Here is a 14,961-nt window from a genome sequence, read left to right as displayed (position 1 = left end):
ACCGATCCCGGGCCGGGCAAACCAAGCCCGTCCGGCGATTGAGGACGGAACCGGTGCACCGGATGGCCCGCGCAAACCGAGCCCGCGCCGCGCAAACCAAGCCCGTCCGGCGATTGAGGACGGAACCCGGCATCCGGTGCCCGGCGCACAGCGTTGTCCTCAAACGCCGGACGGGCTGGGTTTGCCCGGCCTGCTCCGGCGCCCCGGTTCCGTCCTCAAACGCCGGACGGGCTGGGGTGAGCGCAGCCTACGAGTGGCCGAGGTCCTCCGGCGGGGTGTCCGGGCCCACCGGCACGGAGCCGGAATCCCGCGCCGGCCGCAGCGGGTACTCGTCCACCTGCATCGTGTCCAGCGCATGCGGCGCCGGCTTCGGCGGCTTCGGCATCACCGCGGCCTCCGAGTGCCCGCCACAGCCGTACGACAGGGACACCACATGCCCGTCCGCCGGACCGAACTCGTTCGCGCACACCCCGAAGGCCTGCTTCAGCGAACCGGAGAGCGGCACCAGGAAGGCGCAGGACACACAGGTGGCCGGAGCCGCCTGGGCCATCGGAGTCTTCGCGCCGAACCCCTCGTCCCAGCGGTCGGCCGCCGCATGCAGCCCGTACCGGGACAGCACCCGCGCACGCCGCATACCGAGCTCGTCCGCGACGGCCGCGATCGAACCACGCCGCGGCGCGTCCGGGCGCGTCGTCAGTTCCGCGTCCTCCGACTCGACCAGATCCGCCAGCTCACCCGAGACCGCGGCGACGGCGGAGTTGGGCGGCGGCTCGTCGTCGCCGGTGTAACCGGGCTCCAGGCGCAGGTCGTCCGCCTCGGTGGGCAGCAGATCGCCCGGACCCATGTCGCCCGGCCGCAGCCGCTCGCTCCACGGGACCCACTCCGGCGCGAGCAGCGCGTCGCCGCCCGGCAGCAGCACCGTCTCGTCCAGCGTGACGTTCTTCGCCCGGGAGGCCCTGGCGACCGTCACCGCCCAGCGCCAGCCGCGGTAGGCGGGGTCCTTGCACTCGAAGTAGTGCGTGACGACCCGGTCCCCCTCGGGGACCACGTCCACATGCTCACCCACCACCCCTGGCGCGGCTGCCTCCTCGGCCGCCGCGCGTGCGAGGTCTACCGCCTCGGCGCACAGACGGTCGGGAACAGGGGTACGGGCCGTACGGCTTCGCGTCGTCGCAGCACTCACAGGTCTCGCTTCTCTCCTACGCCAGTCTCACGAGCGCGCCAGCACATCCATCGATTTCGGCCATACGGTTGCGGGCGGAGCGGACCTGGGGGCCGCGTCGACGTCCACACCCGTTGTGCCTGCCTCGGGCGCACCTTCCGCAACCCATTCTGCGGGATCGCCGAGAGGCGCGCGGCCAAGAACAACCGCCGGTGGCGCGCTACGCACGCTACCCTCTCCGCCGCTTCCCGCCCACCTGCCCGTCCCAAACGGGCCGTATCCGGTGTCGTATCCCGTGTAAAGAGCGCGGTCCAGCCATCGGTACAGATCGGCCCGCACCCCCTGCGACCTGGCAGGTCGCTGACCCGACGGGGCGGTACACACCGCTTGCCGCGCCTGTCCCGGTTCGCAACGACAGGGACTGGGGCACTATGACCAAGTGGCTTCTGCCAGGTCGCACGACGGATCCGGCCCGCTCCGCAGGACGGGCCGGGCGGTGGGCCATGCCCTGCGCAGCCCCTTCACCGGGACCGCCAGGGGCATCCGGAAGGCCACACACGCCCATGGCGCCGGCGAGTCCGGGCTCGGCAAGCTGATCGAACTGCACGCGGTGAACGGCGCGGGCGACGTGATGATCACGGTCGCGCTGGCGTCCACCGTGTTCTTCTCCGTACCGACGGACCAGGCCCGCGGCCGGGTCGCGCTGTACCTCGCCGTCACGATGGCCCCGTTCATCGTGCTCGCTCCGGTCATCGGCCCGCTCCTGGACCGTCTGCCGCACGGCCGCCGCGCCGCGATGGCCGGCTCCATGCTGGCCCGTGCGCTGCTGGCCCTCACCATGTCGGGCGCGGTCGCCACCGGCGGCCTGGAGCTGTACCCGGCGGCCCTGGGTGTCCTGGTCTGCTCGAAGGCGTACGGAGTCGTGCGCAGCGCCGTCGTGCCGCGTCTGCTGCCACCGCGTTTCTCACTGGTGAAGGCGAACTCACGGGTCACCCTCGCCGGTCTCCTCGCGACGGGTGCGGCTGCTCCGATCGGGGCGGGGCTGCAGTCCATCGGCCCGCCGTGGCCGCTCTACGGCGCGTCCGCGATCTTCGCCGCCGGCGCCGTCCTCGCCTTCACCATGCCGCCCAAGGTGGACTCGGCGAAGGGCGAGCACAAGGCCCACCTCGTACCGCAGCACGAGACGAGGACCCTGCGGCCCGAACCGCTCCGGAAGTCCGCCACGCCCGGGGCCGAGAAGAAAACAGCCGGATCCAAGGACAAGAGCGAGAAGCGGCCCGGGCTGCGCTCGGTCGGCCCGTCCGTCCTGCACGGACTCCAGGCGAATGCCGCGCACCGGGCGCTCTCCGGCTTCCTGATCTTCTTCCTGGCGTTCCTGCTGCGCGAGCAGCCGCTCTCCGGCCAGAGCGCCGCGATCTCGCTCGGCATCGTCGGCGTGGCGGCCGGGACGGGCAACGCGCTGGGCACCGCGGTCGGCTCCTGGCTCAGGGCCCGCGGCCCCGAGGTGATCATCGCCGCGGTACTGGGCCTGGCCCTCGGAGTCGCCGTGCTGGCCGCGGCGTTCTTCAGCACGGTGATGGTCGCCGCGCTCGCGGCCGTGGCGGGCTTCACCCAGGCACTGTCCAAGCTGTCGCTGGACGCGATGATCCAGCGCGATGTGCCGGAGGAGGTGCGGCCCTCCGCGTTCGCGCGGTCCGAGACGCTGCTCCAGATGGCCTGGGTGGCCGGCGGCGCGATCGGGATCGCGCTCCCCCTCAACGGCGTACTGGGCATGGCGGTCGCCGCGGGCCTCCTCGCGCTCGGCGCGGCGGCCTCCGTACGGGGGCTGCTGGGTGCCGCCCGGCGCGGCTCGCCGCACCCCCGCGTGGCATGAGCGGGAGCGACCGATAGCCTTCGGCCCATGACCGTTGCGTTCTTCTCCGGTAAGGGCCGTCGATTCGGCGTCGCTCTTGGTGCCGTGTCCGCGGGACTCCTTGTCCTCTCCGCCTGCGACAAGCCGACGCCGCTCGCCACCGTGACGGTCGGCGACAACTCGGTGAGCACCGAGGCGTCCTGCTACAACGACGGCAACGCCCTCAAGGAATCCGATATCCAGGGCTGCCTCAACAAGAAGGCCGAGAAGACCGTCAAGGTCGCGATGGACGACAAGGTCCGCTTCGGCGTGGACCCGAAGGTCGCGGACAACGGCTGGACGCTCTTCATCAACGGCCAGCAGGCCGAGCAGGAGCCGTACAAGAAGACCTACCGGTCGATCCCGGGCAGCGCCTTCTTCTCCAGCGAGTCCGGCCAGACCACGAACAAGACGCAGATCAGCATCGTGGAGACCAAGGGCAAGAAGCTCACCGGCATCTGGCACTTCGAGCTCAAGAAGACCGACTGATCCCCTCCTGACCGCGGAGGACCCCCTCGTGCGTGTGCTTGTCGTGACCGCTGTCCCGGTGGAACGGGACGCGGTCACGCGTGCGTTCGGGCCCGACGGCGAGGCCGGTGAGGTCCCGGTGCGCTGGGTGCCGGGCGCGGAGATCCACCGCGCGGGCCCCTACGACGTCCTCGCGGGCGGTGCGGGACCGGCCGCCGCGGCGGCCTCCGCCGCGTTCGCCCTGGCCTCGGACCGCTACGACCTGGTGATCTCGGCCGGTATCGGCGGTGGCTTCCCCGGCGTCGCCCCGGTCGGCTCCCTCGTCGTGGCCCGTCGCATCGGCGCGGCGGACCTGGGCGCCGAGACCCCCGCGGGCTTCGTGCCCGTCACCGATCTCGGATTCGGCCGGGTGTGGCACTTCCCGCCCAGGTCGCTGGTGAAGGCGGTGGTCACCGCGACCCGTGCGGTGCCGGGCGACATCCTCACCGTCTCCACCGTGACCGGCAGCGCCGAACGCGCCGCCGCCCTGCTCGCCGCACACCCCGGCGCCGTCGCCGAGTCCATGGAGGGCTTCGGGGTCGCGGAGGCGGCCGAACTGACCGGCGTGCCCGTCCTGGAGATCCGGGCCGTGTCCAACGCCGTCGGCCCCCGCGACCGCGACGCCTGGCGCATCGGCGACGCGCTGGCCGCGCTCACCGACGCGTTCGGGAAGCTCATACCCGTACTGGAAGGCTGGACCCACCATGACCGAAACGACTCCTGACCCGCTGCGGATCGCTTTCTCCCCGTGCCCGAACGACACGTTCGTCTTTGACGCCTGGGCGCACGGAAGGGTCCCCGGCGCGCCCGCCCTCGATGTCACCTTCGCGGACATCGACCTCACCAACGGCATGGCCGAGCGCGGCGAACTGGACGTGCTCAAGGTGTCGTACGCGGTGCTTCCGTGGGTCCTCGACGCGTACACCCTGCTGCCGTGCGGCGGGGCGCTGGGGCGGGGCTGCGGGCCGCTCGTCCTCACGAAGGAGGCGGGCACGGACCTGACGGGGAAGACCGTCGCCGTGCCGAGCGAGCGCTCCACCGCGTATCTGCTCTTCCGGCTCTGGGCCGCGGACGTGGTGCCGGGCGGGGTCGGCGAGATCGTCGTCATGCCGTTCAACGAGATCATGCCGGCGGTACGGGACGGCAAGGTGGACGCCGGTCTCGTCATCCACGAGGCGCGCTTCACGTACCAGAACTACGGCCTGCACAACCTGGCCGACATGGGACGGCACTGGGAGGACACCACCGGGCTGCCGATCCCGCTCGGCGCGATCATCGCCAAGCGGTCGCTGGGCGCGGACACGCTGAAGCTGCTCGCCGAGTCGGTACGCACGTCGGTACGGATGGCGTGGGACGACCCGGAGGCCTCCCGCCCCTACGTGCGGGCGCACGCACAGGAGCTGGACCCGTCCGTCGCCGACCAGCACATCGGGCTGTACGTGAACGAGTTCACCGCCGACCTCGGGGAGGACGGCTACGCGGCGATCCGCGGCCTGCTGACGCGCGCCGCGGCCGAGGGGCTTGTGCCGCCCCTCGGCCCTGACGCGCTGTCGTATCTCTGACGGCCCTAAACGTCGAGCTGGTCCGCGACCGCGCGCAGCATCCCGGCGATCTGGGCGCCCGCCGCCCTGTCGGGGTAGCGGCCGCGCTCCAGCATCGGCGTGATGTTCTCCAGCACGGTCGTCAGGTCCTGCACGATCGATGCCAGCTCGTCCGGCTTGCGGCGCTGGGCGGCCGCGACGGACGGGGCGGGATCGAGGATCGCCACGGAAAGTGCCTGGTCACCGCGTTGTCCGGCGACTACGCCGAATTCGACGCGCTGGCCGGGCTTGAGGGCGTCGACTCCGGCGGGGAGCACGGACGAGTGCACGAAGACGTCGCTGCCGTCGTCGCGGGAGAGAAAGCCGAAGCCCTTCTCGCTGTTGAACCACTTGACCTTGCCAGTCGGCAAAGCACGCACCCCATCTCAACCCGTATGCCGAACAAAGCCTCAGCAGGTCAGGCCGTCCAGTGATCGCGCTCCCCCTGCTGACAGAAGCCTCCACAGGTGAAGTACCCCTCGTCAAGGCTGGTCATCCGGACTCGTGTCCTGAAAGAACTACCCTGACCGGGTGAGTACTTCTCCTTCTGGCGCCGGTGACCTCCTGGTCCGGGTCGGCGCGATCGTCTTCTTCGTCGGTGCGGTGGCGACGCTGGTCACCATGGCCCCGCTGTTCCTCGGCACCGAGCCGTTCCCGTCCATCGCGTACGCGGTCTGCATGCTGATGGGGGTGGGCTTCCTGATCGCCGCGGCGGGCCTGGTCCGAACGGCGCGGGCGGGGGCGCCGCGCTGAGCGGAGGGCCTTCGCACGGCGCGGGCTCCCCGCATCACCGGTTCCGTCCTCAAACGCCGGACGGGGTGGAAGTACGCCGCAGGTACGCGCGTACCCACTCCGGGAACTCCGTCAGGGAACGCAGGACCACGTCCGCCCCGGCCCCCCGCAGCTCCGCCTCGTCGCACGGGCCCGTCGTCACGCCCACCGACACCGCCTCCGCGGCCCGCGCGCCCCTTACGTCGCCGATGTGGTCGCCGACGTACACGCCCGCCCCGTGCTCCCGCAGCGCCTCCGCCTTCGCCTCGGCCCAGAGGCCGCCCACGATCTCGTCGGGCTCGATCCCCAGGTGTGCGAGGTGCAGCTTCGCGTTCGGCTCGTACTTGGCGGTGACCACCATCGTCCGGCCGCCCAGCTCGCGTATCGCCTCGACCGACTCCCGCGCGCCGGGCATGGCGAGCGACGGGGCGATCGCGTATGTGGGATAGATCTCCCGGTACCGGTCGGCCATCGCGGCCACCTCAGCGGCCGGGAACCAGTTCGCCAGCTCGTCCTCCAGCGGCGGGCCCAGCCGGCTCACCACCAGATCGACGTCGATCCGCGCCCCCGTCTCGGCGGCGAGCACCAGGTAGGCGGCCCTGATGCCGGGCCGGGAGTCGATGAGCGTCATGTCCAGGTCGAAGCCGACCGTCAGCGTGTGCGAAGCCATGACTGCCATTGTGCCGAGCCCGCTCGGTGATCGGCACACCCCCGGGAGGCCGCGCACGGGCGACGCTTAGACTTAGCCAAGCCTTACTTTGCCCGCTTTCGATTGGGTCCGATGCCAGCCGCCGCACCACGCCGTTCCAGACGCGCTATCGCGACGGCCGCGGCCGTAGCGGCGCTGCTGTTCGCCGTACTGCTCAGCCTCGCCGTGGGGGCGCGCACCATCGCCCCGTCCGCCGTCCTGGACGCCCTGCTGCACGGCGGGCACTCCGACGCAGCCGAGGTCATCCGGAACATGCGGGTGCCCCGCACCCTCATCGGGCTGATGGTCGGCGCCTCGCTCGCCCTCGCCGGCACGGTGCTCCAGGGCATCACCCGTAACCCCATCGCCGACCCCGGCATCCTCGGCATCAGCCAGGGCGCCTCGGTCGGCGTGGTGCTCGCCATCGCGTACGCGGGCATCCACACCCTCACCGGGTACGTCTGGTTCGCCTTCGCGGGGGCGGCGATCGCCTCCGTCGCGGTGTACGCCATCGCGTCCAGCGGGCGCGGCGGCGCCACCCCGGTGAAGCTCGCACTCGGCGGTGCCGCGATCAACGCCCTGCTGGTGTCGGTGACGATGGCCGTACTGACGACGAAGGCGTCGGCGCTGGACGAGTTCCGGTTCTGGCAGGTCGGCTCGATCGCCGGCCGCGAGTCCCAGGTCGCCCAGCAGATCTGGCCGTTCCTGCTGGTGGGGACGGTGCTCGTGCTCTCGGTCGCCCGCGGGCTCGACGCGCTGGCGCTCGGCGAGGACATGGCGAAGGGGCTCGGGCAGAAGATCGCGACCGTACGGATCGTCGGCGGGATCGGCGCCACCGTGCTCACCGGCGTCGGTGTCGCGGCGGCCGGCCCGATCGCGTTCATCGGCCTCGCCGTCCCGCACATCGCCCGCGCGATCGTCGGCAGCGACCACCGCTGGGTGCTGCCGATGGCCGCCCTGATCGGACCCGTGATGCTGCTCGTCTCCGATGTGGTCGGCCGGATCGTCTTCCCGCCGAGCGAGATCCCTGCCGGGGTCATGACGGCGCTGATCGGGGTGCCGTTCCTGGTCACCCTGGTACGCCGGAAGGCGGTGCCCGCGTGAGCGCCACCACGGCCGCCGTGCGGCCCGCCGGGTACAGCGTCATACGGGTCGGGGCGCGCGGACGGTTCCTGCTGCACCGCCGGGCCGCCGTCGTCGCCGCCTCGCTCGTCGTGCTGCTGGCCGTCGTCTGTGTCGCGTACCTCTGCGTCGGCGAGAGCTTCGTCGCGCCGGGCGAGGTCCTGAAGGTCGTGCTCGGCCGGCCGTCCGCCGACGAACTCGTCGTGGGCACGCTGCGACTGCCGCGCATGGTCGTCGGTCTGCTCGTCGGCCTGGCCTTCGGGATCGCCGGCGCGCTGATCCAGACCGTGGCCCGCAACCCGCTCGCCAGTCCGGACATCATCGGCATCAGCCAGGGCGCGGGCGCGCTCACGGTCGGTGCGATGACGTTCGGCATCACGTCGTACACCGTGCTGCCGTACCTGTCGGTGATCGGCGGGGTCGCGGCGGCGGCGCTCGTCTACCTCTTCGCCTGGCGCGGCGGGCTGCACGCCACCCGCTTCGTCCTGATCGGCATCGGCTTCGCCGTCGCGCTGCGCTCGGTCACCACCCTGTTCCTGACGAAGGGCGACTACCTGGTCGCCCAGCAGGCGCAGATCTGGATGACCGGCTCGCTCAACGGCCGCGGCTACGCCGAGGCGGCGCCCATCGGCTGGACGCTGCTGGTCCTGCTGCCCGCCGTCCTGTGGGCCGCCCGCGCCCAGCGCACCGTGACCATGGACGACGACACGGCCACCGCGCTCGGGGTCCGTCTTGGCCGGGTCAGACTGGGGCTCGTCGCACTCGGCGTGATCCTGGCGTCCGTGGCCACGGGGACGGCCGGCCCGGTCGACTTCGTCGCCCTGCTCGCCCCGCAGATCGCCCGCCGGATGACCCGGACCGCGCAGATCCCGCTGCTCTGTTCGGCGCTGCTCGGCGCCGTGATCGTCGTCTTCGCCGACCTGCTGGCCCGCAGGCTCTTCTCCCCCACCGAACTGCCGGTGGGCGTCCTGACGGCGGCGGTCGGCGCCCCGTATCTGATCTGGCTGATCATCCGCGGTCACGGTGGCCGCAGGGGAGGAAACGCATGACCACCACCCGGCAACAGGACGCCGTGACCAGCCGGCTGACGGTACGCGAACTGACCCTCGCGTACGAGGACCGCACCGTCGTCCACGAGCTGGACCTCGCCGTCCCCGACGGACAGGTCACCGTCATCGTCGGGCCGAACGCCTGCGGCAAGTCGACGACACTGCGCGCGCTCGGCCGGCTGCTCAAGCCGCGCGGCGGGGCGGTGCTGCTGGACGGCACCGAGCTGTCGAGGATCCCCACGAAGAAGATCGCCCAGTCGATCGGGCTGCTCCCGCAGACCCCGGTGGCCCCCGAGGCGATCACCGTCTCCGATCTCGTGGCCCGCGGCCGCCAGCCCCACCAGCACTGGTGGCAGCAGTGGTCGCAGGAGGACGAGCGGGCGGTGACGGACGCCATGGAGCGCACCGACATCACCGCACTCGGCTCCCGGTCGGTGGACGAGCTCTCCGGCGGGCAGCGCCAGCGCGTCTGGATCGCGATGGCACTCGCCCAGGAAACCGATCTGCTGCTGCTCGACGAGCCGACCACCTACCTCGACATCGCCCACCAGGTGGAGGTCCTCGACCTGGTGCGCCGGCTCGCCGCCCCGGCCGCCGACGGCACCCGCGGCCGGACCGTGGTGACCGTGCTCCACGACCTCAACCAGGCCGCCCGGTACGCCGATCACCTGGTCGCCATGAAGGCGGGCCGGATCGTCGCCGAGGGCCGCCCCGAGGACGTCGTCACCGCCGGGCTCGTCCGCGAGGTCTTCGGCCTGGAGGCCGTGATCGTCCCGGACCCGGTGACGGGTTCGCCGCTCGTCGTGCCGGGGGCTCCCTGGAGCCCCTCGGCCACGGCCGGCTCCACCCCGGCCGGCTCCACCCCGGCCGGCTCCGCACCCGCCGGCTCCGTCCCGACCGACCGAAAGGCACCGCTGACATGACCGGAACCCTGCGCAACCGACGTGGCCTCCTTGCCGGCTCCCTCGCCGTGACGGCGGCCCTCGCGCTGTCCGCCTGCGGCGGCTCATCGGACTCCTCCGACGAGGGCTCCTCCGGGTCCGGCGGCGGCACGCACACCGTCAAGACGGCCATGGGTGACGTCAAGGTGCCCGACGCGCCGAAGCGGGTCGTCGTCCTGGACACCGCGGAACTGGACTCGGCGCTCACCCTCGGCGTGAAGCCGGTCGGCGCGACGCACGCGGACGTCAAATCGGGCTTCCTGGACTACCTGCCGAAGGACCAGGTCGCCGGGATCAAGGACGTCGGCGCGATGATGACGCCGAACCTGGAGTCCATCGCGGCGCTCAAGCCCGACCTGATCCTCACGAGCAAGATCCGGCACGGCGACAAGTACGACGAGCTGAAGAAGATCGCGCCGACCGTGATGACGGAGAACACCGGCTACCCCTGGAAGGCGAACTTCCAGGTCCACGCGGACGCGCTCGGCAAGAAGGCCGAGGCGAAGATGGTCACCGCCGACTACGCCTCGCACGTCGCCGACGTCACCAAGGCGCTGGGCGGCAAGGCGAAGACCGCCGCCACCGAGGTCAACATGGTGCGGTTCGTCGAGGGCGCGGACATCCGTATCTACGGCAAGAAGAACTACATCGGCACGATCCTCGCCGACGTGGGCCTGGGGCGGCCGGCGATCACGGACAAGGCCAAGGACGGCTTCTCCTACGACGTCAGCCCCGAGAAGATCGACCTCGCGGACGCGGACGCCGTCTTCCACTCGACGTACGGCGACCCGAAGAAGTCCAAGGAGACGCAGACCACGGGCAGTGGGCTGTGGAAGAACATGTCCGCGGTGAAGAAGGGCAAGGTCTTCGCGGTCGACGACCAGCTGTGGATCCAGGGGATCGGCTACACGGCGGCGGACCGAATCCTGAACGAGCTGCTGACGGACCTGAAGTAGGTCCGGGGTACGGGGTCCTGGGGTGCGGGTCTTTTGTCCTCAATCGCCGGACGGGCTTGATTGGGTGCCCCGCGGGGTGCGCCCTTGCGCGGTGGGTGGGGGGCGGTGCCCCTCCGGGGCGTCTCCTCAAAAATGGCGTGTTCACCCGGGTCCGAGAGGGACCCGGGTCGTACGCCATTTCCTGCGGGGACTCCCCTGCACGTCCCCACCCCTGCATCACCCGCGCCTGCACGCCAGTGAGACGACTGTCGCAGACGCATGGCGGCCGGGTCCGGGGGCGTGCAGGGGAGTCCCCGCAGGACGACGAACAGATACCCGGGTTTCATCGCGTACCCGCGGAACGTTCGTCGTTTGAGGAGACGCCCCGGAGGGACCCCGGACCCGCACCCACCGGGCAAGGGCGCACCCCACGGGCAACCCGCACACACCAAGCCCGTCCGGCGCTTGAGGACGGAACCCCCCGCCCCGGGGGACCCGGAACCCCGCGCGCCCGCCCACCGGGGCACAGCCGAACCCCACGGGAAACCCGCACCGCGCCTAGCGCCGTCGCGCGCGCCACACCAGGAACAGGGCCGACGACACCGCCGCCACCCGGACCGCCACCGGCCACACTCCGCTCAGCGCGTCCGCCATTCCGTGTTCGGGGATCGGTGAGCCCCACCGGCCGTCCAGCCGGCCCCAAAGCCAGACGAGGGCGCCCGCCGCGACCGTGCCGGGCAGCCCCAGGACGGCCCACTTCGCCTCCGCGCGGGACAGCTTGCGGGAGGTGTACGCGAGCGCCCAGCCGCCCGCCAGGGCCAGCAGGGCCTGCGGGGAGTCCATCACCGCGCCGGCCACCAGCAGCGCGGCGGCGAGCAGCAGTACGGGGTGCGAGAAGCCGCGCGGCCCGGCTTCCCCGCCTCCCCGGCGGCGCAGCCTCGGACGCCAACGCCGCCGGGGAGCCGCCTCCGTCTCTTCGTACTCCTCTTCCTCGGACTCCTCCTCGGCGTCCTCGTACTCCTCGTCCTCGTCGTCCTCCGCCACCGGGGGACGCAGCAGCGCCGGGATCTCCACTCCGCCCCGGAAGCCCGGTACGCCGGTCCCCTCGCCGAACTCGCCGAAGGGGCCCGGTTCGACGCGCCACCAGTCCGCCTCGCTCCCGGACGGTCCGAGCTCGTCCGTGCCGGCCCGGTGCGGAGCGGACGGCCCGCCGTCGGCCGGCGGCGCGGCCGGGGTGCCGGCCGCCTCGGCCGGTCGCTCCGACGCGCCCTTGCGCGAACTGTCTTTCCGGCCGTCCCGGCGGCTGTCCTTACGGAGCTTGGGCCTGCGCGGCCGGGGGATCCCGGACGCCGTCGCGGGGCCCGGTTCAGGCGCCTGCGGCAGCGGCACCGATCCGTCGGCCGACGAGGCCACAGCGGCGACCAGTTCGTCGGGGGTGCCGAGCTTCCCGATGATGCGGCGCACCGCCGCAGGCGTGTCCGCGGCCTGTTTCACCCGCTGCCGGTCGATCTCGCCCCGCAGCTGCGAGACCAGCCTCATCCGGGTGCCCGAGGACAGCTGTTGCTGCTGTGCGATGTCCCCGACCCGGCTCAGGTAGTCGTAGACCAGCTGATCGCTCTCGATCCCCACGCGATGGTTCCCCTCTACCGCCCTGCACCGACGGTAGCGCCCTCGGGCCGGTCCGGAGCGACTACCGTGGGACGGATGGGGATGACCACACCACCGCGGACGCTGGCCGAGGCTCTGCGCGCCCGGGACGACGAGTCGCTGGCCGGGCTGCTGCGTGCCCGGCCCGACCTGCTCAGCCCCGTGCCCAACGACATCACCCAGCTCGCGACGCGGGCCGGCACCCGCGCTTCCGTCGTACGCGCCCTGGAACACCTCGACCGGTTCGCCCTGCAGACCGCCGAGGCGCTCGCCGTCGCGCCCGATCCGGCGCCGTACGACACCCTGCTCGGCCTGCTCACCGGTGACGGCCGGGACGACGGCGAGCACCGCGACGACGCGGGCGCCGCCGTCGTGGACGCGCTGCCCGGGGCCCTGACCACCCTGCGCGAACAGGCCCTCGTCTGGGGCGAGGACGAGCGGCTGCACCTGGTGCGGACGGCGCGCGAACTCCTTTCGCCGTCGCCGCAGCACCCCTCCCCCACCGGTCTGGGCCCGACGGTCTCGGAGGCCACGTCCGGCATGTCGCCGGGCCGGCTCCAGGAGATCCTCGCCACGGCCGGGCTGCCCGCCACCTACGACCCGGTCTCCGCGGTGACCGCCCTGGCCGCGCTGTTCACCGACCGGGCCCGGATGGGCGAACTCCTCGACACCGCACCGGTGGAGGCGCTGTCGGTGCTGGACCGGCTGGTCTGGGGCCCGCCGTACGGCGAGGTGACCCCGAACCCCACCCCGCCCGTGAAGTGGCTGCGCGACCGCGGGCTGCTGCTGCCCGTGTCGACCCGCACCGTCGTACTGCCGCGCGAGGCCGCGCTGCACCTGCGGGCCGGGCGCGCCCACCGGGTGCCCGAGCCGCAGCCGCCGGCCGTGGTCGCCGTCGCCGAACGCGACCCACAGGCTGTGGACAGTGCGGCGGCGGGCCAGGCGTTCCTGTCGGTCTCCACCGTCGAGGAGCTCCTGAAGAGCTGGAACGGCGGCGGCCCCGCCATACTGCGGGCCGGCGGCCTCAGCGTCCGCGAGCTGAAGAAGACGGCCGCGGTGCTGGACGTCTCGGAGCCCGTCGCCGCGTTCTGGATCGAACTCGCCTACGCGGCCGGGCTGCTGGCATCCGACGGCGAGGCCGACGAGCGGTACGCGCCGACTCCCGCGTACGACGACTGGACCGAACTCCCCGCCCAGGACCGCTGGGTGCGGCTCGCCTCCGCCTGGCTCGCCGCCACCCGTGCCCCGGGCCTGGTCGGCGGCCAGGACGCGAAGGGCCGGGCGCTGTCCACCCTCGGCCCCGACCTGGACCGCTCCGCCGCCCCCGAGGTCCGCCACCGTGTGCTGGCCCTGCTCGCCGCGCTGCCCGCCGGCACCGCCCCGGATCCGGAGACGCTGCTCGCCCGGCTCCGCTGGGAGCGCCCGCTGCGCGGCGCCTCCGCCTCCGCCGGGGACACCACCGATCTGCGGTCCCGGATCGCGCTGTGGACGCTCAACGAGTCCGAGCTCCTCGGCATCACCGGACGCGGCGCCCTCGCCTCGCAGACCCGGGCCCTGCTGACCACCGGCCCCGCCGAGGCCGCCGCCCGGCTCGCGCCGCTGATCCCGGAGCCGCTCGACCACGTACTGCTCCAGGCCGACCTGACCGCCGTCGCGCCGGGCCCGCTGGAGCGTCCGCTCGCGGACATGCTCGCCGCTGTCGCGGACATCGAGTCGAAGGGCGGGGCGACGGTCTACCGCTTCACGCCCGGATCCGTGCGGCGCGGTCTGGACGCCGGGCAGTCCGCCGCCGACCTGCACGCCTTCCTTGCCGCGCACAGCCGTACGCCGGTGCCGCAGCCGCTCAGCTACCTCATCGACGACGTCGCCCGCCGGCACGGGCATCTGCGGATCGGCGCCGCGTCCGCGTACGTGCGCTGCGACGACGAGGCCGTCCTGAACGAGATCCTCGCCGACAAGCGCTCGGCCGTCCTGCGGCTGCGGCGCCTCGCCCCCACGGCTCTGGCCGCCCAGATCGATCCGGCGTCGCTCCTGGACGGCCTGCGCGAGCTGGGCTACGCGCCCGCGGCGGAGTCCGCCGACGGAGACGTCCTGATCACCCGCGCCGGCGCCCGCCGCACCCCGCCGCGGGCGGCCCCGGTGCCCGTCCCGGAGGGCCCTCCGGTCCCCGACCCCACCCTGCTGGGGGCGGCGGTCCGGGCGATCCGGGCCGGGGACACGGCCGCCACGGTCGTCCACAAGGACGCCGGCCCCGCGACGCCGCCGGCGCCCGCGGGCGCGCTGCCCCGTACGACGTCCGCCGAGACCCTGGTCACCGTCCAGGCCGCGGCGATGACGGGCTCGGCGCTCTGGATCGGCTACGTCAACGCGGAGGGCGCCGCCAGCCAGCGGGTGATCGCGCCGGTCCGGGTGGAAGGCGGCTACGTCACGGCGTACGACCACACGGCCGACGAGGTCCGCACGTATCCGCTGCACCGGATCACGGGTGTGGCGGAGCTGGCCGACGACCAGCGGACCTGACGGTCCGGGGTCCTGGGGTTCGGGGTTCCGGGGTTCGGGGTTCCGTCCTCAATCGCCGGACGGGCTTGGTGTGTGCGGGTTGCCCGTGGGGTGCGCGGTTTCTCGGTGGGTGGGGGTCCGGGGTCCCTCCGGGGCGTCTCCTCAAACG

The 14,961-nt window shown here is 72.8% G+C and carries 14 protein-coding genes; 10 read left to right on the top strand and 4 right to left on the bottom strand.

The features are described from left to right. Positions 1 to 247: 247 nt before the first annotated feature. Positions 248 to 1,183, bottom strand: a complete 936-nt coding sequence (locus ACFVW8_RS11915) for a DUF3027 domain-containing protein (protein ID WP_389688696.1) — start codon at positions 1,181 to 1,183, stop codon at positions 248 to 250. A 418-nt stretch (positions 1,184 to 1,601) separates the two neighbouring features. Here ACFVW8_RS11915 and ACFVW8_RS11910 point away from each other — a divergent pair, with 418 nt between their 5' ends. The 4 genes from ACFVW8_RS11910 to ACFVW8_RS11895 are packed head-to-tail and all read left to right on the top strand — an operon-like array spanning position 1,602 to position 5,122. Continuing rightward, positions 1,602 to 3,035, top strand: coding sequence for an MFS transporter (locus ACFVW8_RS11910; protein WP_389688694.1), 1,434 nt, complete (start codon positions 1,602 to 1,604; stop codon positions 3,033 to 3,035). 27 nt (positions 3,036 to 3,062) lie between these two features. Beyond that, positions 3,063 to 3,542: a DUF2771 domain-containing protein gene (locus ACFVW8_RS11905; protein WP_389688692.1), complete on the top strand. Its 480-nt coding sequence runs from the start codon at positions 3,063 to 3,065 to the stop codon at positions 3,540 to 3,542. A gap of 28 nt (positions 3,543 to 3,570) precedes the next feature. After that, complete coding sequence (locus ACFVW8_RS11900; protein ID WP_389688690.1) at positions 3,571 to 4,284, top strand: futalosine hydrolase; 714 nt, start codon at positions 3,571 to 3,573, stop codon at positions 4,282 to 4,284. After that, the gene (locus ACFVW8_RS11895; RefSeq protein ID WP_389688688.1) at positions 4,265 to 5,122 is read left to right on the top strand and encodes a 1,4-dihydroxy-6-naphthoate synthase; all 858 of its coding nucleotides are present in this window, start codon (positions 4,265 to 4,267) and stop codon (positions 5,120 to 5,122) included. The genes ACFVW8_RS11900 and ACFVW8_RS11895 overlap by 20 nt, the downstream gene beginning before the upstream one ends. Before the next feature lie 5 nt (positions 5,123 to 5,127). On the opposite strand, the gene ACFVW8_RS11890 is transcribed toward ACFVW8_RS11895, so the two are convergent. After that, positions 5,128 to 5,511: a cold-shock protein gene (locus tag ACFVW8_RS11890; RefSeq protein ID WP_389688686.1), complete on the bottom strand. Its 384-nt coding sequence runs from the start codon at positions 5,509 to 5,511 to the stop codon at positions 5,128 to 5,130. Positions 5,512 to 5,671: 160 nt separating this feature from the next. Between ACFVW8_RS11890 and ACFVW8_RS11885 the strand changes: the two genes are divergently transcribed. Continuing rightward, positions 5,672 to 5,893, top strand: coding sequence for a hypothetical protein (locus ACFVW8_RS11885; protein WP_389688684.1), 222 nt, complete (start codon positions 5,672 to 5,674; stop codon positions 5,891 to 5,893). 49 nt (positions 5,894 to 5,942) lie between these two features. On the opposite strand, the gene ACFVW8_RS11880 is transcribed toward ACFVW8_RS11885, so the two are convergent. Then, positions 5,943 to 6,581, bottom strand: coding sequence for an HAD family hydrolase (locus ACFVW8_RS11880; RefSeq protein ID WP_389688682.1), 639 nt, complete (start codon positions 6,579 to 6,581; stop codon positions 5,943 to 5,945). Positions 6,582 to 6,692: 111 nt separating this feature from the next. Between ACFVW8_RS11880 and ACFVW8_RS11875 the strand changes: the two genes are divergently transcribed. The 4 genes from ACFVW8_RS11875 to ACFVW8_RS11860 are packed head-to-tail and all read left to right on the top strand — an operon-like array spanning position 6,693 to position 10,667. Then, positions 6,693 to 7,703 carry a FecCD family ABC transporter permease gene (locus tag ACFVW8_RS11875; RefSeq protein ID WP_389688680.1) on the top strand — a complete coding sequence of 337 codons (1,011 nt, stop codon included), beginning with the start codon at positions 6,693 to 6,695 and terminating at the stop codon, positions 7,701 to 7,703. Continuing rightward, complete coding sequence (locus tag ACFVW8_RS11870) at positions 7,700 to 8,770, top strand: FecCD family ABC transporter permease (protein ID WP_389688678.1); 1,071 nt, start codon at positions 7,700 to 7,702, stop codon at positions 8,768 to 8,770. The genes ACFVW8_RS11875 and ACFVW8_RS11870 overlap by 4 nt, the downstream gene beginning before the upstream one ends. Beyond that, the gene (locus tag ACFVW8_RS11865; RefSeq protein WP_389688676.1) at positions 8,767 to 9,693 is read left to right on the top strand and encodes an ABC transporter ATP-binding protein; all 927 of its coding nucleotides are present in this window, start codon (positions 8,767 to 8,769) and stop codon (positions 9,691 to 9,693) included. The genes ACFVW8_RS11870 and ACFVW8_RS11865 overlap by 4 nt, the downstream gene beginning before the upstream one ends. Next, the gene (locus tag ACFVW8_RS11860) at positions 9,690 to 10,667 is read left to right on the top strand and encodes an ABC transporter substrate-binding protein (protein WP_389688674.1); all 978 of its coding nucleotides are present in this window, start codon (positions 9,690 to 9,692) and stop codon (positions 10,665 to 10,667) included. The genes ACFVW8_RS11865 and ACFVW8_RS11860 overlap by 4 nt, the downstream gene beginning before the upstream one ends. 537 nt (positions 10,668 to 11,204) lie before the next feature. Here ACFVW8_RS11860 and ACFVW8_RS11855 read toward each other — a convergent pair. Further along, positions 11,205 to 12,275, bottom strand: a complete 1,071-nt coding sequence (locus ACFVW8_RS11855; protein WP_389688672.1) for a hypothetical protein — start codon at positions 12,273 to 12,275, stop codon at positions 11,205 to 11,207. A gap of 75 nt (positions 12,276 to 12,350) precedes the next feature. Here ACFVW8_RS11855 and ACFVW8_RS11850 point away from each other — a divergent pair, with 75 nt between their 5' ends. Further along, positions 12,351 to 14,813 (top strand): helicase C-terminal domain-containing protein, encoded by a 2,463-nt coding sequence (locus tag ACFVW8_RS11850; protein WP_389688670.1) that lies wholly within the window; start codon positions 12,351 to 12,353, stop codon positions 14,811 to 14,813. Positions 14,814 to 14,961 lie beyond the last annotated feature (148 nt).

The organism is Streptomyces sp. NPDC058221 (genome assembly GCF_042882365.1).
Taxonomy (GTDB): Bacteria; Actinomycetota; Actinomycetes; order Streptomycetales; family Streptomycetaceae; genus Streptomyces.
Note: the sequence above shows the minus strand (reverse complement) of the source record. Positions and strands in the feature narration are given on the sequence as shown.